Origin of the sequence: Streptococcus sp. 2018037, from assembly GCF_019754195.1 — a bacterium.
Taxonomy (GTDB): Bacteria; Bacillota; Bacilli; order Lactobacillales; family Streptococcaceae; genus Streptococcus; species Streptococcus hashimotonensis.
This window is the reverse complement of record NZ_JAIJZQ010000007.1, coordinates 1-21,663: the sequence shown is the minus strand read 5'-3', so window position 1 is coordinate 21,663 and position 21,663 is coordinate 1. Positions and strand designations below refer to the sequence as shown.

Genomic DNA, 21,663 nt, shown 5'->3' with positions numbered 1-21,663 from the left:
AATTTATTTTATGACAAACTGCTTATTTTGAGCAGTTTGTTTTCTTTTTGTAATTTAAATTAAAATTTACAGACAATTCAAAGAATGATATACTATATGGGAATATGTTTGAGTGAGGTGAACTATGGCACAAGAACAGGGGAAAATCTCCAGAGAAAAGAAAAAAGCCCTCTTGAAGCGGCTCAAAGAACGCATCAAGCCCAAGATGAAGCTGGTCTATTTGGCAGCCTTTCTATCCTGGGTGCAGTTTTTGATGCGGATTATTTCCTTCTATCTGATTGCTAAGGGCTTTGTGACCTACTATGAGGGTGGTCAGGTTGATTTAGTAGGGTTTGTCCTCATCTTGCTGGGGCTCAATGCCTTTGGTTACGGTGTGGCCCTGATTGCCAAGCGTTTGCAGGGATTGGGGTCCCAGTTTGCTCGGGATTCGCTCAAGCAGTCCTTTTTTGAGGCTCTCTTGGCCAAGGATGGTCAGTTTGAGTCAAAAGCGACAGCGGCAGATGTCTTTAACATCGCTTCGCAAGGGATTGACAGCCTGGATACTTACTATTCCTACTACATGGCTTCTTCCTTGCGGACCCAGTTCAACTGTGCAACTGTTCTTTTGCTGGTCTTTCTGATTTTTCCGCTGGGTGCGGTCATTTTCATCCTGGCCTTGCCTCTGATTCCCATTTCCATCATCGCTATGCAGAAGCGGTCCAAGCGAATCATGAATCGCTACTGGGGCTCCTACATGGATGTGGGCAATCTTTTCTTGGACGACCTCAAGGGACTCAACACCCTCTATTCCTACCAGGCGGACGCGGCTTATGAAAAGACCTTCAATGAGCAGGCGGAGGACTTCCGCGATGCGACCATGGAGCTACTCAGTTTCCAGCTGCAAGCGGTGGGCTATATGGATGCGGTCATGTATCTGGGGATTGGTCTGTCTGGTTTTGTGGCGGTCAATAGCCTAGCGGCAGGCAATCTCTCCCTCTTTAGTATGCTCTTCTTTGTCCTCATTGCGACGGAGTTTTTTGCACCCATACGGGAGCAGGGCTACGGTATGCACTTGGTCATGATGAATACCAAGATGGCGGATCGCATTTTTGGTTTCTTGGACAGCATGACAGCGGAGCAGGAAATCGATGCTGCCCATGTGCCTGCTTTTGACAGTCTGAAACTAGAAGATTTGGCCTTTGCCTACGGAGAAAAGCCAGTTTTGAACGATGTTTCTATGACCATGACAGCTGGTAAGGTCTATGCCTTGGCCGGTGAGTCAGGTCAGGGGAAAACGACCTTGGCCCAGCTGCTCTTGCGACGCTTGCAGGCGGATAAGGGGGCGATTTACTTGGGTGAGCAGGAGATTTCAGGTGTCAGTCAGTTGTCGCTGAATGAGCAGGTCCTCTATGTGTCGGGCCAGTCAACCTTGCTCAACCAGTCAATCTATGAGAATTTACGTATGGCTTGTGCCTGGTCCAAGGAGGACATCTTGGCTTGGGCAGATCAGCATGGGGTCTTGCAGTTTGTCAAGAATCTGCCAGACGGTCTAGACACGATTGTGGGCGATGACGGTGCTTTTTTGTCGCCTGGTCAACGCCAGCAGGTTATCTGTGCCCGTGCAGTTTTGGCAAAACGCTCCCTTTATATCTTTGACGAGGTGACGTCCAGCGTCGATCAGGACAATGAAGGCTTGATTTACGATTTGATAAACTTGGTGGCCAAGGATGCCCTTGTCATCATCATTACCCATAAGATGAAGCAGGTGGAGCAGGCAGATGACATCCTCTTCCTGTCTGCTGAAGGAGCTGTGACAGGCAGTCATGCTACGCTTTATCAAACTAGCTCGGCTTATGGTCAGCTGGTCAATCAACAAAGAGAATTGGAGGAAGCAGTTTATGGATAAGAAAGAAATGCCAACAAGTGTGCTGATTCCGAGACTCTTGGGCTCGATGAAACACCTCTTACCACGGATTGCGGTGGCGGTTTGCTTTGCGGTCTTGGGGCAGGTGGTGACCATTGCTATTCCAGTAACGCTGGTCTATCTGGCATTTGATGCCCTTACTGGCAATCCTGCTCCGCTATGGACCTTGGGAATCCTAGTCATTCTAGCTCTTCTGCGTGGGGCCTTCCGCTATGGCGAGCACTACTTCGGTCACTATGTGGCCTTTCATACCCTGGCTGCCTACCGCCGTCTGATTTTTGCAAAATTGCGGGCCTTAGCTCCTGGGAAATTGGACCGGCAGGACAGTGGTAGCCTGCTCAAGATGATTGGGGAGGACATCGAGGCCTTGGAGGTTTTCTTTGCCCATACCATTGCTCCGATTTGTACAGGGATTTTGGTGGCTCTTGGCTTGACGGTCTATTTTGGTCTGTCCAGCTGGGGCTTGGCTCTCTTGGCTCTGGTGACCTACGCCCTTCTAGCGATTGCCATTCCCAATCGGTTTGCCCAGCAGTTACAACCCTTGCTCAAGGAGCAAAATGCCAGTCGCAAGGGCTATGTTTCCTACTTTATTGAAAGTCTGAAGAGTATGAAGGATCTGATGCAATTCCAGCAGACAGATGCTCGTTTTGCCACTCTGACGAACAAAAGTCAAGAGGTCAATGGTCAGGAGCGAAAGGTTGCCCAGACTAACTTTATGCAGTATGCCGTTTCATTCTTAGTGGTAGGTCTGTCTATCATGGGCTTTGCCTGGCTGACCTTCGACTTGGTCGGCAGTCAGAGTTTGGAATTAGCGACAGGAGTAGCCCTCCTGGTGTCCTTTACCAGTTCCTTCGCTCCCTTCTTGGAACTCAGCCGTCTGCCTCTTGGTTTCAAGCGGGCTATGAATGCTGGTCGCAATATCTATGCTCTTTTGGATGAAAAAGAAGCAGAGCGAACAGGTGACGTGGTTGAGGTCAGCGTAAAAGATATTGCTATTGAGCAAGTGGACTTCGACTATGATGACCGAGAAACAGGGCTTTATCGAAATCTGTCTGTCCAGTTTGAACAGGGAGGCATCATTGGTCTGGTCGGTGAGTCTGGTGCAGGAAAATCCACCTTGATGAAATTGATCATGCGGTGGTATGACTGGCAGCAAGGTCAAATCAACCTGTCTGGCTTGGATAGTCGGAAGGTAGACAAGGCTCATTTGCAGGGCTCCTTTGCCTATGTACCTCAGGTACCACAAATCTTCCGCCAGACCATTCGGGAAAATCTCCTCTTGGGGCGGACGGATGTGTCAGACGAAACCATCATGGACTTGGCAGAAAAATGCCACATGAAAGAACGGATTCTGGCAGCACCGGAGGGCTTGGATACGATTGTGGAAGTCAGTGACTTTTCAGCAGGAGAAGGGCAACGCCTGGAACTCATGCGGGCCCTGCTCAAAAACGCAGCCTGCTATATCTTTGATGAGCCGACCAGCAACTTGGATTCGCTCAATGAAGCTCGTTTTATCCAGCTGGTCAAGGCACATTGTCAGGGCATGGTCTTCTTGATTTCCCATAGAAGTTCAACCATGGCTTGTGCAGATACCATTTTCCGCTTGGAAGACGGACAATTAGTAAAGGAAAAATAAATGAAGAAATTACAAGTAAAAGATCTGATGGTAACAGGGGCTTTTGCTGCCCTCTACTTTGTTTGTGTTGGTCTAGGAACCTTGTTGAGCTTGGTTTTTGATCGTTCGGGTAATATGATGTATGCACCTGCTGGAGCAGCCCTTTTGGCAGGACCTGTTTATATGTTATTGGTAGCCAAGGTTGGTAAATTTGGTTCAATTAGTCTAATTGGAGCAGTAATGGCCTGTTTCTTTTTCCTATCAGGCTATATGACGGCGGCCTTTCTCCCTAGCTTGACCTTTGGTTTTTTGGCAGAAATGGTAGCGAAGTCAGGTCACTATAAACAAAAATGGACCAATCTTCATAGCTATATCATTTTCTCTTTTGGAAACCTGGGACCTATTATTCTTATGTGGTTCATGCGTGATGCCTATGAGGCCAATCTTTTGGCACGTGGAAAATCAGCAGAATACATCGCTCGTGTCATGCTTGATTTCACTCCAGGGAATGTCCTCTGGTTGTCAACGACTATTATCTTAACAGCTCTTATTAGTGGTCTGTTTGGTCAATATATGCTTCAGCGCTATTTTAAACAATCAGGTTATCTTTCATGAAATTAGATGCTCGTACAAAAATTATTCTCGTCATCTTCACTAGTTTTACCTATGGGATGCGTCTTACAATACTAGAAAATGCAGTGCTGGTCTTAGGCCTTAGCCTGCTTTTCTGGTTTTCTGGAAAGCGGAAAATGGCTATAATGGGTCCGATAGCCTATTCTATTTTTTGTCTGTTATCCTATATTACATTTTTTCCAGCATGGCTGACGCATTTGTTGCTTGTATTGACCTATACCTGGCCTCCGCTTTTGGCAGGACATCTATTACTGATGACGACAAGTGGTTACGAACTCATTCATGGCTTACGGAAATGGCACCTGCCAGAGGTATTTCTTTTGACGTTGGGAGTAATGTTTCGTTTCCTGCCTGCCATTAAACAGGATGCTCGTACGATTTGTGCCTCTTTGAAGGTTAGAGGAATTTTTTTACGGAAGAGAGATGTGGTTTGTAAGCCACTCCAGTACATGGAGTTTTTCTTGGTTCCCATGATGATGTCTCTCTTGCGAACAGCTCAGGAATTGACAGTAGCCAGTCTGACAAAAGGTTTGGCTGTATCTACAAAATCACCTGCATATATTCGGTCGTCTTGGACCGTGCTAGATTGGAGTCTTTGCTTATGTTGTCTCGGTTTTCTGATTCTCGTCCGGCTGTGACGGTAAAAAATGTAGCATTAACTTATTCAGGGGCAGATAAACCAGCCTTGCAGATAGAGGATTTGACGATTCCAGAAGGCCAGTGTGTTGTTTTATGTGGGCAGAGTGGCTCTGGGAAGTCTAGTTTTCTCAAGGTACTGAATGGTTTGACGCCAGAATATTATCCTGCTCAGCTTTCGGGACAAATTTTCTTAGGGGACTTGGATTTACAAAAATCTAGTCTGGAAGAAACATCTCGGCACATTGCTTCCGTCTTTCAGCATCCGTCTACTCAATTTTTTCATAGTCAGGTCTTGCAGGAATTGGTTTTCCCTTGTGAAAATCAGGGTTTGGCAAGAGAAGAAATCGAGAATCGCCTGGCTTGGGTTATGGAATTATTTGGTTTGGCTTCTCTTAGCCAGCGAACGATTTCCAGTCTATCAGGTGGTCAGCAACAACGCCTAGCCTTGGCCGTTGCAGCCATGCAAGGGACAGATGTCTTGGTTTTAGATGAGCCGACTGTCAACCTAGATCAGGAAGGGATTGCGATTGTACAGGACATCTTGAAAACTTTAAAAAGCCAAGGAAAGACCATTATTATTGCCGAGCATAGACTGTCTTATCTCAGTCAGTTGGCAGATCGCTATTTATATTTTCAAGATGGGCAAGTGGTGACGGACTATCTAGCAGATGAGTTTTTAAGTCGGACAGAAGAATGCCGTCAGGATATGGGACTGCGTTGTTATGACTCGGAGCCTTATGGGCGGGCAATAGCGGAGCTGGCGGACCAGTTTGTTAATGATAAAGAGGGTTTACTTGTTGAAAATTTATCGGTAAGTCAGAAAGAGAATACTCTCTACGAGATTGAAAAACTCTGCTTGGCACCAGGACAGGTGGTGGGTTTGGTTGGATCGAATGGTTCTGGAAAAACAAGCCTTGCTCGTTATCTGGTCGGTTTAGCGGAAGATAAGAAGAGTAGGATTTCTTGGCAAGGTCAAACCTTGTCTGGTCGCCAGAGATTGGAAAAAACAGCCTTTGTTATGCAGGATGTTCGACTCCAACTATTTGCGGAAAGTGTTAGGCGAGAACTTACTCTTGGAAGGAAAAATAGAGCTGTCGATGAACATTTGGTAGCTCGTTTTGGTCTATCGGAGTTGTTGGAGAGGCATCCGGTTAGTTTATCGGGTGGTGAACAACAGCGCGTGATGATAGTGGCCAGCTTACTGGCAGATAAGGAAATTTTCATTTTTGATGAACCGACGAGCGGTTTGGATTTGAGACGAATGCAACAAGTTGCTTCCGCTTTAGTAGACTTAAAAATGAAGGATAAGTTGGTTTTGTTAATTTCTCACGATGAAGAGCTATTGAATCTTGTTTGTGATAAAATAGTAGATATTAAACAGTTGAAATAGAGATTATGAACAAACAAACCTATAAAGAAATTTTAACCATTGCCTTTCCAGCCATGGGGGAAAATCTTCTCCAGATGTTAATGGGAGTAGTAGACTCTTATCTAGTAGCCAGTATTGGCATCGTAGCTTTGTCTGGAGTTTCCCTTGCTAATAATATTTTAGCCGTCTATCAGGCGGTTTTTATTGCCCTAGCAGCAGCGGTGTCTTCTCGTTTGGCTCAGACTTTGGGTGAAGAGGACTCAGAAGGCATTGGAGGAACTGCTAGTGAAAGTGTCAAGTTTACAGTTTTTATCGGTCTCCTTTTAGGGATTTTTTCAGTTCTAGCAGGTCCAATAGTACTTACTAGCTTGGGAGCAGAGTCAGAAGTGGTACGGGCTGGAGGTCTTTATTTGATATTGGTTGGTGGGGGAGCGCTTTTTTTGGGACTTATGACAAGTTTGAGTGCAATCTTACGAACCTTGGGGGAACCACGTTTTCCTATGTATATCAGCCTGTTTTCTAACATTTTAAATGCACTATTTTCAGCATTTGCAGTCTTTGTGCTTCATGCAGGTGTAGCTGGGGTTGCGATTGGAACGGTATTATCGCGATTGATTGGTTGTAGCCTGCTTTGGTCTCGCTTACCAATTTCTTTAAAACCATGGACCTGGTCCTTTGATAAAGAACTGCTTAGACTTGCCCTGCCAGCAACTGGTGAACGGTTGATGATGCGGGTGGGAGATGTGGTAGTCGTAGCTTTGATTACCAGCTTAGGAACAGCGACGGTAGCTGGAAATGCGATTGGAGAAACCCTGACGCAGTTTAATTATATGCCGGCTTTAGGGATTGCTACCGCGACAATCATCCTTACAGCGAAACACAGACAGGATAAGGCTATGGTCCGACATATTTTTCGAACAAGCTTTGGCCTTTCTTTGCTGTTTATGTTTTTGGTGGCTGGTGTGACTTATTTTGCGGGACCTTTCCTGATCGGTCTTTATACTAAGGATATTCAAGCAGCACAAGCTAGTCAAACAGTATTATTTTATGCCATGTTGGGAGTTCCCTTTACAGCTGGCACTCTTATTTTGACAGCTCTGTGGCAAGGTTTAGGAAATGCTAGATTACCCTTTTATACCACAACTATCGGTATGTGGCTAGTGCGGATTGGCATAGCTTATTTACTTGTAACATTTTTTAAAATCGGTTTGTCAGCCATTTGGCTTGCAACGATTTTAGATAATGCCTTCCGAGCAGGGGTGCTATTTTTTCAGTATAGGTATTCAAAACAAGAATCAATTTAAGATAAGGCTAAGAAAACTTTCAGTTTTGTTTAAGTTCAAAGATTTATACTATATTCAAGCTAGAAATAGCGAATTTCTTTTTCATATAATCTCCTAGAGAACAGTCGGCTGCGGTCGGCTGTTTTCGTGTTTCGGCACATTTTGGAAGTTTGCTTAGTTATATTCGTCCATCTTTTCACCTAAAGGTGTCCCTATCTCTAAGTCGCACGCGACAAAGAGCTAGGTATCATATAATCTCCTAGAGAACAGTCGGCCGCGGCCGGCTGTTTTCGTGTGTTCTATTCTTATGTAAAAATGGTATAATAGTAGTGATTGTATAAGGAGAAAAGTATGTCGGTAGTAGGAAAAGCAAATGGGAAAATCATTTTGATGGGAGAGCATGCGGTGGTCTATGGCCAGCCTGCTATTGCTATGCCTTTTTCTGCTGTTGAAATTATTGCTCAGGTAACTGCTCAAGGGGAAGCGCTGACTGTTGCTTGTGACTTCTATAAAGGCTTAGTTCACAAGATGCCAAAAATCTGGGAAAGCCTCAAGCATGCCATTCGTTTCTCGCTCTATCGCATCGGAGCACCGACAGACCCAGCTATTCATATCGAGATTAGTTCGACTATTCCCGCCGAGCGAGGCATGGGCTCCAGTGCAGCCGTGGCAGTTGCAGTGGCACGCGCCCTCTTTGCCTACTATGAAAAAGAACTGACCGACAGCGAACTCTGGGACATCGTCCAATCTTCGGAAAAAATTGCTCACGGGAATCCATCAGGCATAGATGCGGCGACCACCAGCGGCAAGTCCCCCGTCTTCTTTATCAAGCACCAGCCCATCGAACCCTTGGAGCTGAAACTCCGTGCCCACTTGGTAGTGGCTGATACAGGCGTGACGGGAAACACCTTAGAAGCCATTTCAGACGTGGCGGATTTGCTGGAGAAAAAGCCAGAGGCTATCAAGCTAGTAGAAGAACTGGGCAACTTGACCCGACAGGCCAAGGAAGATTTAGCCACAGACCAGGCAGAGCTTCTAGGAAGCAGAATGAACCAAGCTCATGCCCTCCTGCAAAAATTAGGCGTGTCTGATCCTAGCCTGGATAAGCTAGTCAGCCTTGCCCAAGAAAATGGAGCCCTCGGAGCCAAATTAACTGGTGGCGGCCGAGGTGGCTGCATGATTACCCTGGCCAGAACAGTCCAGGAAGCCCAAAATCTTGCACACATCCTTGACCAAGCAGGTGCCCGCCAAACCTGGATACAGTACTTAGGAGAAACCAATGACTAAACAAACAGGCATAGCTCGTGCCCATACCAATATTGCCTTGATTAAATACTGGGGAAAACGAGATAAGGAATTATTCCTACCCATGAATTCCAGTCTATCCCTGACCCTTGACGCATTTTATACTGATACCAAGGTCGTTTTTGACCCGGAATTAACTGCGGATGAGTTCTATCTCAACGGAATCTTACAAAAAGAAAAAGAAATTTTAAAAATTTCTCAATTTTTGGATTTGTTTTGCGAATATATAGGTGAAAGGGCATTTGCCCGAGTGGAAAGTCTAAATTTTGTTCCGACTGCGGCTGGTTTGGCCAGCTCAGCATCAGCCTTCGCAGCACTTGCACTTGCAACCGCAACTGCCTTGGATTTGGATTTGTCATCAGCCACCCTATCCACCCTTGCACGCAGGGGTTCTGGCTCTAGTACCCGCAGCCTATTCGGCGGCTTTGTCGAATGGGATATGGGAACGGGTTCGGAAGATTCTATGGCTCATCCCATTGACGATGCCGATTGGGATATTGCCATGGTCGTCTTAGCCGTCAATACTGGACCGAAAAAGATTGCTAGTCGAGAGGGAATGGACCACACGGTTGCCACCTCACCATTTTACACAGCCTGGGTAGAAACTGCCAAACAAGACTTGGTGGACATCAAGGCAGCTATTGCCAACCGTGATTTTGAAAAACTTGGTCAAATCACAGAGCACAATGGTATGAAAATGCATGCAACAACTCTTTCTGCCAATCCGCCTTTTACCTACTGGTCAGCTGATAGCCTAGTGGCCCAAGAGGCAGTCCGTCAGGTTCGTGAGGCAAGTGGCTTATCAGCCTACATGACCATGGATGCCGGACCGAATGTCAAGGTCCTCTGCCGAGCAAGTCAAATGGATGAGCTAGTAGCTGAATTGGCCAAAGTCTTCCCAAGAGAGAAAATCATCACCAGCAAGCCTGGTCCTGCTGCCTACGTCCTCGGTGAAGACGGGTGGCAGGCCTCACAAGCAACGTTTGAAAAGGGCTTGTAGCATGAGAGTACAAGTAAAGATACCTGGAAAACTCTTTCTAGCAGGGGAATACGCAGTCGTTGAGGCAGGCTATCCCGCAGTGATTGCGGCCCTTGACCAATACCTGACTGTCACCATTGAACCAAGTGACCACGGTCTTCTTCATTCCAGCCAGCAAGCAGACCTCTATCTGACCTGGGAACGTCAGGAAGGTGTCGTTCATGTCCAAGGGGACCATCCTTATGCTCTGATTGAGACAGCCATGCAGGTGACAGAAGCCTATCTGACAGCCAAAGGTCAGTCCTGTCAAGCAACCTACAGCCTAGCGGTCCAATCTGATCTGGATGACCAGACTTCAGGTGCCAAGTATGGCTTGGGGTCGTCAGGGGCAGTGACGGTTGCGACGGTCAAGGCCCTGCTAACCTACTACGGTCACCGACCAGATGCCCTCCTGACCTACAAGCTGGCAGCTTTGGCCCAGACCAAGCTAGGTATGACGGGGTCCTTCGGTGACTTGGCGGCTTCCAGTTTTGGTGGCTTGATTGCCTATCATTCTCTGGACCGTTCTTGGCTTTTAGGGAAAATGGCAGAGCTGTCCCTGCTTGATTTGGTGGAAAGTGATTGGCAAGGTTTGTCCATCAGCCCTATCCAGCTACCAGAAGGCCTAGACCTCTTGGTTGGCTGGACAGGGTCGGCGGCTTCGACAGATCGATTGGTTTCCCAGATGGAAAGCCAAAAAAGTCAGGCAGAAAAAGAGCACATTCATAGCCAATTTTTAGCCGACTCCAAGACCTGTGTAGAGCAGTTGATAGTAGCTTGTCAGACAAATGACTCAGCGTCAGTAAGACAGGCCATTGCTCAGAACCGCAAGCTCTTACGAGACTTTGCGAGAGGAATGGGCTTGGTCATTGAAACGCCTCGACTGAGCCAACTCTGTGACCTGGCCCAGACTTATGGAGCGGTGGCCAAATCATCTGGTGCAGGCGGTGGTGACTGCGGCATTTGCTTGGTAGACAGTAAGGAACAAAAAGTAGCGATTGAGAAGGCTTGGCAGCAAGCCGGCATTCTTCCACTCCAACTAAAGATCACAAGTAGAGAATAAGGAGAACCCTATGTTTTATCTAGGAGAATTTGGTTTAGACCGCAAGGATCAACACGTTGGCTTGGCCAACCAGCAATATAGTGCCACACCGGCCAAGGACTTTACGGAGACCTTGTTTGTCCATCATTCCCTACCTCAGACCAAGGTGGATGAAGTGGATATTTCGACCAGTGTAGCTGGTTTGGACTTTGCCTTTCCTTTCTTCATCAATGCCATGACCGGTGGAAGCAAGAAGACGCGGGAAATCAATCGTCTCTTGGGAATTATGGGGCATTTTGGGAAGATTGCTCTGGCTTCAGGTTCGGTTAGTGCGGCAATCAAGGATCCGTCTGTTGCGGAAACCTTCTCCGTTATGCGTCGGGAAAATCCTTATGGCATTATTTTTGCCAATCTAGGTGCCCACCACAGTGTTGAGAATGCCAAGCGGGCGGTGGATTTGTTGGAGGCCAATGCCATCCAAATCCATGTCAATGCACCCCAGGAGATTGTTATGCCTGAGGGAGACCGTGATTTTACCATGTGGTTGAAGAATATCGAAACCTTGTTGCGGGAGATGGAAGTACCGGTCATCGTCAAGGAAGTTGGTTTTGGGATGAGCCGTGAAACAGTGGCACAACTGGCTTCTGTCGGTGTCAAGACCATTGATGTGTCAGGTACAGGGGGGACAGATTTCGCCAAGATTGAAAATGCCCGCCGGACCTTTAATGATTATGCTTATCTAGAAGGTTGGGGGCAGTCAACTGTGACATCCTTGGTGGAAGCTATGTCTGTTCCTGAAGAAGTTCGCCCAAGCCTGATTGCATCTGGTGGTATTAAGACGCCACTAGATATTGTCAAATCATTGGCCCTCGGTGCAGACCTTGTTGGTATGTCCAACCATTTCCTCCAGTATGTCAAGGATGGTAAGGGGCATCGTTTTGATGACGGCTTGCAGGCTATTAAAACCTTCCAATGGCAGATGGCTGAAATCATGACCATGCTGGGTGCTAAGAATATTGCGGAACTCCGTCAGAAAGATTTGGTCTTGGCTCCAAATGTACAAAATTGGTGCGAAGCGCGTGGGATTGACTGGAAAGCCTATGCCCGTCGGTCACAATTGGTAAAATAAATACGTACGTTAGAGGTAGAAACTAGACGATTTCTACCTTTTTCTGCATATTTATGATAAAATAAATGAAAATTTAGAAGAGGTGTTCAGATGAAAGCTATTGTTACAGTTGTCGGTAAGGACAAGTCAGGAATCGTTGCGGGTGTTGCTACTAAGATTGCGGAAATGGGCTTGAATATTGATGATATTTCTCAGACAGTTTTGGATGAGTATTTTACCATGATGGCGGTGGTGTCATCAGATGAGAAGCAAGATTTCACGCAACTTCGTTCAGAATTGGATGCCTTTGGTCAATCCTTGAACGTGAAAATCAACATTCAAAGTGCGGCGATTTTTGATGCTATGCACAACTTGTAAGGAGAGCAATCATGGACATTAGACAGGTTAGAGAAACCATTGAGATGATTGAGGAGCAGCACTTCGACATTCGGACCATTACCATGGGGATTTCCCTCTTGGACTGTATCGACTCGGACATTGATAAGGCTGCGGAGAAAGTTTATACTAAAATCGTGACCAAGGCTAAGAACTTGGTAGCGGTCGGTGATGAGATTGCGGCAGAGCTGGGAATTCCTATTGTCAACAAACGGGTATCGGTGACGCCTATTGCTTTGATTGGTGCGGCGACGGATGCGACGGATTATCTTCCCTTGGCTCATGCCTTGGACAAGGCGGCTCATGAGATCGGTATCGATTTTATCGGAGGTTTTTCAGCTCTGGTTCAAAAGGGCTACCAAAAAGGAGATGAAATCCTCATCAACTCTATACCGCAGGCATTGGCCCAAACGACAAAAGTCTGCTCGTCAGTCAACATCGGCTCGACCAAGACAGGCATCAACATGACTGCTGTGCGGGACATGGGGCGGATCATCAAGGAGACGGCGGAGGCTTCTGATATGGGAGCGGCCAAGCTGGTGGTCTTTGCCAATGCGGTTGAGGACAATCCTTTCATGGCGGGTGCCTTCCATGGTGTCGGCGAGGCGGATGTGGTCATCAACGTCGGCGTGTCTGGTCCTGGTGTGGTCAAGCGTGCCCTTGAAAAAGTGCGTGGGGAGAGCTTTGATGTGGTGGCAGAGACCGTCAAAAAGACGGCCTTCAAGATTACACGTATCGGTCAGTTGGTCGGCAATATGGCCAGCGAACGCCTGGGTGTTAAGTTCGGTATCGTGGACCTGTCCCTTGCTCCGACGCCAGCTGTTGGAGACTCAGTGGCACGGGTTTTGGAGGAAATGGGGTTAGAAACCGTAGGTACGCACGGAACGACTGCTGCCCTGGCTTTGCTCAATGACGCAGTCAAAAAGGGTGGGGTCATGGCCTGCAACCAAGTCGGTGGCTTGTCAGGTGCCTTTATCCCTGTGTCTGAGGATGAGGGCATGATTGCGGCGGTGCAAAATGGCTCGCTTAACCTTGAAAAATTGGAAGCTATGACGGCTATCTGTTCAGTTGGTTTGGACATGATTGCCATTCCAGAAACAACGCCTGCTGAAACTATCGCGGCTATGATTGCGGATGAGGCAGCGATTGGAGTTATCAACCAGAAAACCACTGCGGTCCGTATTATTCCGCTTGGAAAAGAAGGGGACATGATTGAATTTGGTGGCCTTCTGGGAACGGCTCCTGTTATGAAGGTCAATCAGGCTTCGTCTGCGGACTTTATCAACCGTGGCGGACAAATTCCAGCACCGATTCATAGTTTTAAGAACTAAAAACGTAAACCGATTGCGACAAGCAGTCGGTTTTTTGCTATACTTATACTCAATGAAAATCAAAAGCAGACTAGGCGACGCAGATGCAGATAGAACTGAAGTTCATCAAATCAAGTCAACAACGTTTGCTTTTGATTTTCGAAGAATATTAATAGTAAGAAAAGACAAGGAGAACACTATGGCAGACGTAAGATTATATATTTCTCGACATGGGAAAACCATGTTTAATACCATCGGGCGCGTGCAGGGCTGGTGTGATACACCGCTGACTAAGGCTGGTGAGGAAGGGATTCGTGAATTGGGCTTGGGGCTCAAGGATGCGGGCCTTGATTTTAAACTAGCCGTATCTAGTGACCTGGGACGGACCGTTCAGACCATGACCATCGCCCAGCGTGAATTGGGAATTTTAGGAAAAATCCCTTATTACCAAGACAAGCGTATCCGTGAATGGTGCTTTGGTAGTTTCGAAGGTATGTATGATGCCGAGCTTTTCCAAGGTGTTCTGCCTCGTTTGAAAGGGACAGTTGATGCGACAGGCATGTCCTTTGCGGAAATCGCAGCAGGTATCCAAGAGGCAGACACCGCTGGCTGGGCGGAATCATGGGAAGTTTTGAGCAATCGTATCTTGACAGGCTTTGAGGCTATCGCCCAAGACTTGGAAAAGCAGGGGGGCGGCAATGCCCTTGTGGTCAGTCATGGTATGACCATTGCAACCCTAGCCCATCTGTTGGAGCCAGAGCGTGGAGCCAATGTCTTCCTCGATAACGGCTCAATCACCGTCCTCAAATACGAAAATGGCAAGCTTTTAATTGAAACAGTTGGCGACCTATCCTACCGCAAACGTGGAGCAGAATTGATTGCCCAAGGGGAATAAGATATAAAATCAGGGAGTTTTCTCTGATTTTTTGTTGACTTATATATCGAGGTGCGATGTAATTTATACATCGAAGTTCGATGTATCGTAGTGCGAAAGGTATTTTATGAACAATAAGTTAAAACGCGTCTATGTTCCCATGACAGAAATAGCCTTCTATATTCTTTTTCATTTACAGGAGGAACGACATGGTTACGATATTACCCAGAAGACCAAGGAAGTCACGGCAGGTCAGGTCGTGATTAGCCCTGGGACCATGTATGGCACCCTATCGAAAATGGAGAAAGACGGCTTGATTGTCTTTGTTAGAGAAGAAGACAAGCGAAAGTTTTACCAAATAACAGCAACAGGTCGAGAAATTCTGGATATAGAATTGGCTCGAATTGAACGCCTCTATCGAAATAGTAAGGGGGAAAGCTATGGAAACTAAGACAGAGTGTAAAGTATTTTTCATCACAGATTTCAATCAGCAGGCACAGTATCTGACTGAAATGCATCGGAAAGGGTGGAAACTAACTAAAATTAGTTGGAGTTTCTTTTATCATTTTGAACAATGTGAGCCAGAAGATGTTGTGTATCAAGTTGATTTTAAGGAATCTAAGAACAAGGATAAGGGAGCCTATCTGCGTATGTATGAGGATTATGGCTGGGAATTGGTGGCGGCTTGCCAAAACTTTGTAATCTTCAAGAAAGCAGCTGTAAAAGGTGAACTTGAATTATATGGCGATAGGGAAAGTAAGGTGGAGTTTGTTAAAACAATCTTTCAAAGGAGATATTTCGTTTCTTTGGGACTATATTTTGTTCTGTTAGGGATGAATATAGAAACTCATCCAGGTTTTGTCTTGGGCATCTCTATTATTTATATTCCTCTTTTGTTGTTAGTTGGTTTTCGATTTTATCATATGATAAAGAGCAACTAGGTCCTCAGACCGATTTTTAGCACTCTAGGTAAAAGAGTGCTAATTTTTTGGTTTTTTCTCTTGACAATCCATTTTTTCGGCGTATAATGGGAGTATAAGTTGTTAGCACTCTATATACGCGAGTGCTAACGCTCTTCAAAAATCAACACTATCCGTTGTCAGCTTGCCTTTGTGAACCTCAGTTCTACATTCGGCTTCGCTTCCTAGGCTACTGTCGATTTTCATTGAGCGTAACTAAAACAGTGTTCATGAAAGGAGCGGAGATGATTACCCAACGTCAAAATGATATTTTGAATCTGATTGTTGAATTGTTTACGCGCCATCATGAGCCGGTTGGTTCTAAGGCCTTGCAGGAGATGATTGCATCTAGTTCGGCTACCATTCGCAATGATATGGCTAAGCTAGAGCAGTTGGGCTTGCTAGAAAAGGCTCACACGTCAAGCGGTCGGATGCCCAGTCGGGCTGGTTTTCAATACTTTGTCAACCACTCGCTCAACTTGGAACACATCAATGAAGAAGATGTTTATCAGGTGGTCAAGGCTTTCGACTTTGAAGCCTTCAAGCTGGAAGACATCTTGGAGCGGGCCAGTACAGTCCTAGCTGATTTGACAGGCTACACTTCGGTTATCTTAGATGTGGAGCCGACCAGTCAGCAGTTGACTTCCTTTGACATCGTGCAGCTCAGTAGCCACGATGCCTTGGCAGTCTTGACCTTGGACCAGTCCAAACCTGTCACTGTCCAGTTTGCCATTCCAAAGAACTTTTTGACCAGGGACTTGGAAGTGCTCAAACGCCTGGTGGATGAACGCTTCGTTGACCAGACGGTCTTGGCAATCCACTACAAGCTGCGGACGGAGATTCCCCAGGTGGTGCAACGTTACTTTACCACGACGGACAATGTCTTGGATCTCATGGACTACATCTTTTCCAACCTCTTCCAAGAATCAGTCTTTATCAGTGGAAAGGTCGCTTCGCTGACCTATGGCAATCTCGCCACCTATCAGCTCTTGGATAGCCCACAGCTATTAGCCCCAGAGTTGCGGCAAGGCTTGGCGCCAAACCAGCAGACCAGCATTTCTGTGGCGGAACATAGGGATCCTGCCCTAGCGGATGTGACAGTCATTCATCATCGCTTTCCAATCCCCTATCGGGGCATGGCCCAGATGAGTTTGCTTGGTCCTGTTGACATGGACTACCGTAGGCAGATGAGCTTAATCAACATCATCAGCCGCGTCCTATTTATGAAATTAACCGATTACTACCGTTATCTAAGTAGTAATCATTATGAGGTCAATTAAGATGTGAGGGCGTGAAGGAAACGATTGAAAAATAGGAGATTGACGTGGTGTCATCAGATACAAGGAAATCTATCTTTTTTCTGAGTTTCTAGCCCGAACTCAATTTATTATTTGTCAAAGTAATAATAGAAAATGAAGAGGTGAACAACTTGTCAGAAGAAATCAAAAACGAAGAAATCGTAGAAGAGGTTGAAACAACAGAAGAAGTTGTCGAAGCTCCTGAAAAATCAGAATTGGACTTGGCAAACGAGCGTGCAGAGGAATTTGAAAACAAGTACCTCCGTGCCCACGCTGAAATGCAAAATATTCAACGCCGTGCCAACGAGGAACGCCAAACCATTCAGCGTTACCGTTCGCAAGACTTGGCTAAGAAAATCTTGCCGAGCTTGGATAACTTGGAACGCGCCCTTCAAGTTGAAGGTTTGACAGAAGATGTCAAAAAAGGCCTGGAAATGGTACAGGAAAGCTTGATTCAAGCCCTCAAAGAAGAAGGGGTGGAAGAAGTCACAACCGATGTCTTTGACCCAAATCTTCACATGGCCATTCAAACCGTTCCAGCCACAGACGACTGCCCAGCAGAACACATCGCACAAGTCTTCCAAAAAGGCTACAAGTTGCATGAACGTCTGTTGAGGCCGGCTATGGTAGTCGTATCTGAATAGTCGCTCTGCTATTTTCCCCCTAAAAAAGATTCTTGACCGAGATGTCGTTAAACTAGGCTAAATTGAACATAAAAAGTAAATAAAAAAGAGGTAACACACATGTCTAAAATTATCGGTATTGACTTAGGTACAACAAACTCAGCAGTTGCAGTTCTTGAAGGAACTGAATCAAAAATCATCGCAAACCCAGAAGGAAACCGCACAACTCCGTCTGTTGTGTCTTTCAAAAATGGTGAAATCATCGTTGGTGACGCGGCAAAACGCCAAGCAGTAACCAACCCAGATACCATCATCTCTATCAAATCAAAAATGGGAACCTCTGAAAAAGTTTCAGCAAACGGCAAAGAATACACACCACAAGAAATCTCAGCAATGATCCTCCAATACTTGAAAGGCTACGCTGAAGAATACCTTGGTGAAAAAGTAACTAAAGCCGTTATCACAGTTCCAGCTTACTTCAACGATGCCCAACGCCAAGCAACAAAAGACGCTGGTAAAATCGCAGGTCTTGAAGTAGAACGTATCGTCAACGAGCCAACTGCAGCAGCCCTTGCTTATGGTTTGGACAAGACTGACAAAGACGAGAAAATCTTGGTATTCGACCTTGGTGGTGGTACTTTCGACGTATCTATCCTTGAGCTCGGTGACGGTGTCTTTGACGTACTTGCCACAGCAGGTGACAACAAGCTTGGTGGTGACGACTTTGACCAAAAGATTATCGACCACATGGTAGCAGAATTCAAGAAAGAAAACGGCATCGACTTGTCAGCTGACAAAATGGCCCTTCAACGTTTGAAAGATGCGGCTGAAAAAGCTAAGAAAGACCTTTCAGGTGTCACTTCAACTCAAATCAGCTTGCCGTTTATCACTGCAGGTGCAGCAGGTCCGCTTCACTTGGAAATGACTTTGACACGTGCGAAATTCGACGAATTGACTTACGACCTTGTAGAACGTACAAAAGTACCTGTTCGTCAAGCTCTTTCAGATGCAGGCCTTAGCTTGTCAGAAATTGACGAAGTCATCCTTGTCGGTGGTTCAACTCGTATCCCAGCCGTTGTAGAAGCTGTAAAAGCTGAAACTGGTAAAGAGCCAAATAAATCTGTGAACCCTGACGAAGTGGTGGCTATGGGTGCGGCAATCCAAGGTGGTGTCATCACTGGTGATGTCAAAGACGTTGTCCTCCTTGACGTAACTCCATTGTCACTCGGTATCGAAACAATGGGTGGCGTATTTACAAAACTCATCGACCGCAACACAACTATCCCAACTTCTAAATCACAGGTATTCTCAACTGCTGCAGACAACCAGCCAGCTGTTGACATCCACGTCCTTCAAGGTGAGCGTCCAATGGCAGCAGATAACAAGACTCTTGGTCGTTTCCAATTGACTGACATCCCTGCAGCACCTCGTGGTATCCCACAAATCGAAGTAACATTCGACATCGACAAGAACGGTATCGTTTCTGTAAAAGCCAAAGACCTTGGTACACAAAAAGAGCAAACAATCGTTATCCAGTCTAACTCAGGTTTGACAGATGAAGAAATCGACCGCATGATGAAAGATGCAGAAGCAAACGCGGAAGCAGATAAGAAACGTAAGGAAGAAGTGGACCTTCGTAACGATGTGGACCAAGCAATCTTTGCGACTGAGAAAACGCTTAAAGAAACCGAAGGTAAAGGCTTCGACGCAGAACGTGATCAAGCCCAAGCAGCTCTTGACGAGTTGAAAGCAGCTCAAGAAGCTAACAACTTGGACGACATGAAGGCTAAACTTGAAAACCTCAACGAAAAAGCCCAAGCCCTTGCAGTGAAACTCTACGAGCAAGCCGCAGCAGCACAACAAGCAGCCACAGGCCAAGAAGGTGCCCAAACAGCTAATAACGCAGGCGATGATGTCGTAGACGGAGAGTTTACTGAAAAGTAACACACCAAAACTGATGGCTACTAAAAGTAGCTCATCAGTTAACGGTTACCGCTATTGCGGCTAACCTAGGTGTCTTACTAGCTCGAAAACAAAGTATTATCGACTTTGTTTTCTCACGTCGTAAATGGTTCAGGAGACCTTTTTATCCCGAGCCACGAAATTCTTCACTAGGTTTTGTTAACTCTCCTCGATGAACTCTAGTTCAATCTTCGTCCAGTTGCCTAGCCTAGTCTTGAATTTCTTTGAGTATCTAGGGTTTGGAAAATCATTTTTTCCGAAGTTCTTAGCTCGAACTCAATTCTCATCTTCTCGAGAATAGAAATCATTCGTTAATAAAATTTCCAATCACAGAGGTTGCACCCCAGCCTCTGTTTTTGGGTAAATACCCTTCTAACTTTTACAGAAAGGAATGTGTTCGTAACTGAACATGGGCGTTAATGTGCAGTATTCTTGCATGACTAAATTGATGCAATTGAATACGCCTACGACTCTGTGAAAAAGTCAAAAAGTCTGAGGATAGACTTTTTGAGGAATACCTGTCGCTTATTATTTTTGTGCGACAGGGCTGAAAGTGTTCCACCGGACACTTTCACTCCTTATTTTTCTTTGAGTCGCTTAACGGCTTAATATCTTCATAGAAAGGAAAGTGTTCGTAATCGAACACGGGCTACTTTCAACATTTCAAAGAAAGGAATACAAGTTCGGTAATTCGAACACAGGCTACGGACTGTACCAAAAAGATAGTTTTTCCTAGGACGGTGGCGTCCTGCGTCAAAACTCCTATTTTGGCTGTGTCCGCTTAACGCCTTTTGTATCATAAACTATGAACAATACAGAATATTACGATCGTCTGGGCGTTTCTAAGAGCGCTTCTCAGGACGAGATTAAGAAGGCTTATCGGAAGCTTTCGAAAAAATACCATCCAGATATTAACAAGGATCCGGGTGCGGAGGATAAATATAAGGAGGTCCAAGAGGCTTATGAAACCTTGAGCGATCCGCAAAAACGGTCTGCCTATGACCAGTATGGTCCTGCTGGAGCAAACGGTGGCTTCGGCGGAGGAGCAGGAGGCTTTGGTGGTTTCGACGGAGCAGGTTTCGGTGGCTTTGAAGACATCTTCTCTAGCTTCTTTGGTGGAGGTGGTGCGACGCGCAATCCTAATGCACCTCGTCAAGGGGATGACTTGCAGTATGCGGTCAACTTGAAATTTGAAGAAGCGATTTTTGGTGTGGAACGTGAAGTTTCCTATAACCGTGAGGCAACTTGTCGAACCTGTACAGGTGCAGGTGCCAAACCTGGAACAAGTCCAGTAACCTGTGGGCGTTGTCATGGTTCTGGAGTGATCAATGTGGACACCCAAACTCCACTTGGAACCATGCGCCGTCAAATGACCTGTGATGTCTGTCATGGTCGCGGAAAACAAATTAAAGATCCATGTACAACCTGTCATGGAACTGGTCATGAAAAACAAGCCCATACTGTGACGGTTAAGGTGCCAGCTGGTGTGGAAACTGGTCAACGTATTCGCTTGGCAGGTCAAGGTGAAGCAGGTTTCAATGGAGGTCCATATGGAGATCTCTACGTTGTCATTCAGGTCCAACCTTCAGACAAGTTTGAACGTGAAGGGACAACAATTTACTATAAATTAGATCTCAATTTTGTCCAAGCAGCACTTGGAGATACAGTTCATGTGCCAACGGTTCACGGTGATGTAGATATGGTCATTCCTGAAGGTACCCAGACTGGTAAGACCTTCCGACTCAAAGGAAAAGGTGCCCCAAGTGTTCGTGGTGGAGCTATTGGTGATCAATATGTCACAGTAAATATCGTCACTCCGACAGGTTTGAATGACCGCCAAAAAGCAGCTCTTAAAGAATTCGCGGCAGCAGGAAATATTGATGTCAAGCCCCATAAAAAAGGATTTTTTGACAAGGTAAAAGATGCCTTTGAGGATTTATAATTCTAAGATGAGGCTGGGCAAAAACTAGCTTCTCACATATAAAAAACGAGCAATTCCAATTAGGAGTTGCTCGTTTTCCACTTCATGCTTTATAATTATAATAACCACAAAACAACTAGAAAGGCATGAAAATGTATAAACAGTATAACACAAATCAGTTAAGTTTGGAATTAAATATTGCTTGGGACTTACCTGCTACTCATGAGGCACGTCTGATTAGTCAGTTTGTGGATACTATTCCTTCATCCGTTCTATTGGAAGAAACTTCTCACACAGGTCGTCCAGCCTTTCATCCCGCTATGTTACTTAAAATGACCCTGTTCGCCTACGCTCGCCAAGTATTCTCTGGTCGAAAAATCGTTCAAATGAATGAAGAAGTTATTC

The 21,663-nt window shown here is 45.9% G+C and carries 20 protein-coding genes; all 20 read left to right on the top strand.

Annotation, left to right across the window (positions count from 1 at the left end; translation table 11 throughout):
• Nucleotides 1-124: 124 nt before the first annotated feature.
• Nucleotides 125-1,885, top strand: a complete 1,761-nt coding sequence (locus K5Q29_RS04090; protein ID WP_105139348.1) for an ABC transporter ATP-binding protein/permease — start codon at nt 125-127, stop codon at nt 1,883-1,885.
• Entirely contained in the window at nt 1,878-3,539 is a 1,662-nt protein-coding gene (locus K5Q29_RS04085; protein ID WP_105139347.1) for an ABC transporter ATP-binding protein, read from the top strand. The genes K5Q29_RS04090 and K5Q29_RS04085 overlap by 8 nt, the downstream gene beginning before the upstream one ends.
• Nucleotides 3,540-4,133 (top strand): MptD family putative ECF transporter S component, encoded by a 594-nt coding sequence (locus K5Q29_RS04080; RefSeq protein WP_105139346.1) that lies wholly within the window; start codon nt 3,540-3,542, stop codon nt 4,131-4,133. It begins immediately after the preceding gene.
• A complete protein-coding gene (locus K5Q29_RS04075) occupies nt 4,130-4,789 on the top strand; it encodes an energy-coupling factor transporter transmembrane component T (RefSeq protein ID WP_105139345.1) in 660 nt (219 codons plus the stop codon). The genes K5Q29_RS04080 and K5Q29_RS04075 overlap by 4 nt, the downstream gene beginning before the upstream one ends.
• Nucleotides 4,753-6,180 carry an ABC transporter ATP-binding protein gene (locus K5Q29_RS04070; protein WP_105139344.1) on the top strand — a complete coding sequence of 476 codons (1,428 nt, stop codon included), beginning with the start codon at nt 4,753-4,755 and terminating at the stop codon, nt 6,178-6,180. Before K5Q29_RS04075 ends, K5Q29_RS04070 begins: the two co-directional genes overlap by 37 nt.
• Nucleotides 6,181-6,185: 5 nt before the next feature.
• Nucleotides 6,186-7,463 (top strand): MATE family efflux transporter, encoded by a 1,278-nt coding sequence (locus K5Q29_RS04065; protein ID WP_105139343.1) that lies wholly within the window; start codon nt 6,186-6,188, stop codon nt 7,461-7,463.
• Between the two features lie 330 nt (nt 7,464-7,793).
• A complete protein-coding gene (gene mvk / locus K5Q29_RS04060) occupies nt 7,794-8,729 on the top strand; it encodes a mevalonate kinase (protein ID WP_105139342.1) in 936 nt (311 codons plus the stop codon).
• Nucleotides 8,722-9,747 carry a diphosphomevalonate decarboxylase gene (gene mvaD, locus K5Q29_RS04055; protein WP_105139341.1) on the top strand — a complete coding sequence of 342 codons (1,026 nt, stop codon included), beginning with the start codon at nt 8,722-8,724 and terminating at the stop codon, nt 9,745-9,747. Before mvk ends, mvaD begins: the two co-directional genes overlap by 8 nt.
• A gap of 1 nt (nt 9,748) precedes the next feature.
• Nucleotides 9,749-10,828, top strand: a complete 1,080-nt coding sequence (locus K5Q29_RS04050) for a phosphomevalonate kinase (RefSeq protein ID WP_105139340.1) — start codon at nt 9,749-9,751, stop codon at nt 10,826-10,828.
• Between the two features lie 10 nt (nt 10,829-10,838).
• Entirely contained in the window at nt 10,839-11,936 is a 1,098-nt protein-coding gene (gene fni, locus K5Q29_RS04045; RefSeq protein ID WP_105139339.1) for a type 2 isopentenyl-diphosphate Delta-isomerase, read from the top strand.
• Nucleotides 11,937-12,026: 90 nt separating this feature from the next.
• Complete coding sequence (locus tag K5Q29_RS04040; protein ID WP_105139338.1) at nt 12,027-12,293, top strand: ACT domain-containing protein; 267 nt, start codon at nt 12,027-12,029, stop codon at nt 12,291-12,293.
• An 11-nt stretch (nt 12,294-12,304) separates the two neighbouring features.
• Nucleotides 12,305-13,642 (top strand): PFL family protein, encoded by a 1,338-nt coding sequence (locus tag K5Q29_RS04035; protein ID WP_044761801.1) that lies wholly within the window; start codon nt 12,305-12,307, stop codon nt 13,640-13,642.
• A gap of 178 nt (nt 13,643-13,820) precedes the next feature.
• Nucleotides 13,821-14,516, top strand: a complete 696-nt coding sequence (locus K5Q29_RS04030) for a histidine phosphatase family protein (RefSeq protein ID WP_105139379.1) — start codon at nt 13,821-13,823, stop codon at nt 14,514-14,516.
• 106 nt (nt 14,517-14,622) lie between these two features.
• Nucleotides 14,623-14,946 (top strand): PadR family transcriptional regulator, encoded by a 324-nt coding sequence (locus tag K5Q29_RS04025; RefSeq protein WP_105139337.1) that lies wholly within the window; start codon nt 14,623-14,625, stop codon nt 14,944-14,946.
• Nucleotides 14,936-15,436: a DUF2812 domain-containing protein gene (locus tag K5Q29_RS04020; protein ID WP_105139336.1), complete on the top strand. Its 501-nt coding sequence runs from the start codon at nt 14,936-14,938 to the stop codon at nt 15,434-15,436. The genes K5Q29_RS04025 and K5Q29_RS04020 overlap by 11 nt, the downstream gene beginning before the upstream one ends.
• Before the next feature lie 263 nt (nt 15,437-15,699).
• Nucleotides 15,700-16,734: a heat-inducible transcriptional repressor HrcA gene (gene hrcA, locus K5Q29_RS04015; RefSeq protein WP_044761805.1), complete on the top strand. Its 1,035-nt coding sequence runs from the start codon at nt 15,700-15,702 to the stop codon at nt 16,732-16,734.
• Between the two features lie 140 nt (nt 16,735-16,874).
• Nucleotides 16,875-17,396, top strand: a complete 522-nt coding sequence (grpE, locus tag K5Q29_RS04010; protein WP_313770360.1) for a nucleotide exchange factor GrpE — start codon at nt 16,875-16,877, stop codon at nt 17,394-17,396.
• A gap of 99 nt (nt 17,397-17,495) precedes the next feature.
• A complete protein-coding gene (dnaK, locus tag K5Q29_RS04005; protein ID WP_105139334.1) occupies nt 17,496-19,319 on the top strand; it encodes a molecular chaperone DnaK in 1,824 nt (607 codons plus the stop codon).
• A gap of 823 nt (nt 19,320-20,142) precedes the next feature.
• On the top strand, nt 20,143-21,279 hold the full coding sequence (gene dnaJ, locus K5Q29_RS04000; protein WP_105139333.1) for a molecular chaperone DnaJ: 1,137 nt from the start codon (nt 20,143-20,145) through the stop codon (nt 21,277-21,279).
• 131 nt (nt 21,280-21,410) lie between these two features.
• The coding region (locus K5Q29_RS03995) for a transposase (RefSeq protein WP_205032592.1) at nt 21,411-21,663 on the top strand (253 nt) is incomplete at its 3' end.

What these genes read in the sequence shown, in the direction of transcription:
- K5Q29_RS04020 (WP_105139336.1), top strand. Translation starts at nt 14,936, where the DNA reads ATGGAAACTAAGACAGAGTGTAAAGTATTTTTCATCACAGATTTCAAT.
- K5Q29_RS04075 (WP_105139345.1), top strand. Translation starts at nt 4,130, where the DNA reads ATGAAATTAGATGCTCGTACAAAAATTATTCTCGTCATCTTCACTAGT.
- mvaD (WP_105139341.1), top strand. Translation starts at nt 8,722, where the DNA reads ATGACTAAACAAACAGGCATAGCTCGTGCCCATACCAATATTGCCTTG.
- K5Q29_RS04090 (WP_105139348.1), top strand. Translation starts at nt 125, where the DNA reads ATGGCACAAGAACAGGGGAAAATCTCCAGAGAAAAGAAAAAAGCCCTC.
- K5Q29_RS04070 (WP_105139344.1), top strand. Translation starts at nt 4,753, where the DNA reads ATGTTGTCTCGGTTTTCTGATTCTCGTCCGGCTGTGACGGTAAAAAAT.
- K5Q29_RS04030 (WP_105139379.1), top strand. Translation starts at nt 13,821, where the DNA reads ATGGCAGACGTAAGATTATATATTTCTCGACATGGGAAAACCATGTTT.
- K5Q29_RS04035 (WP_044761801.1), top strand. Translation starts at nt 12,305, where the DNA reads ATGGACATTAGACAGGTTAGAGAAACCATTGAGATGATTGAGGAGCAG.
- K5Q29_RS04050 (WP_105139340.1), top strand. Translation starts at nt 9,749, where the DNA reads ATGAGAGTACAAGTAAAGATACCTGGAAAACTCTTTCTAGCAGGGGAA.
- hrcA (WP_044761805.1), top strand. Translation starts at nt 15,700, where the DNA reads ATGATTACCCAACGTCAAAATGATATTTTGAATCTGATTGTTGAATTG.
- dnaK (WP_105139334.1), top strand. Translation starts at nt 17,496, where the DNA reads ATGTCTAAAATTATCGGTATTGACTTAGGTACAACAAACTCAGCAGTT.
- mvk (WP_105139342.1), top strand. Translation starts at nt 7,794, where the DNA reads ATGTCGGTAGTAGGAAAAGCAAATGGGAAAATCATTTTGATGGGAGAG.
- fni (WP_105139339.1), top strand. Translation starts at nt 10,839, where the DNA reads ATGTTTTATCTAGGAGAATTTGGTTTAGACCGCAAGGATCAACACGTT.
- dnaJ (WP_105139333.1), top strand. Translation starts at nt 20,143, where the DNA reads ATGAACAATACAGAATATTACGATCGTCTGGGCGTTTCTAAGAGCGCT.
- K5Q29_RS04085 (WP_105139347.1), top strand. Translation starts at nt 1,878, where the DNA reads ATGGATAAGAAAGAAATGCCAACAAGTGTGCTGATTCCGAGACTCTTG.
- K5Q29_RS04080 (WP_105139346.1), top strand. Translation starts at nt 3,540, where the DNA reads ATGAAGAAATTACAAGTAAAAGATCTGATGGTAACAGGGGCTTTTGCT.
- K5Q29_RS04025 (WP_105139337.1), top strand. Translation starts at nt 14,623, where the DNA reads ATGAACAATAAGTTAAAACGCGTCTATGTTCCCATGACAGAAATAGCC.
- K5Q29_RS04040 (WP_105139338.1), top strand. Translation starts at nt 12,027, where the DNA reads ATGAAAGCTATTGTTACAGTTGTCGGTAAGGACAAGTCAGGAATCGTT.
- K5Q29_RS04065 (WP_105139343.1), top strand. Translation starts at nt 6,186, where the DNA reads ATGAACAAACAAACCTATAAAGAAATTTTAACCATTGCCTTTCCAGCC.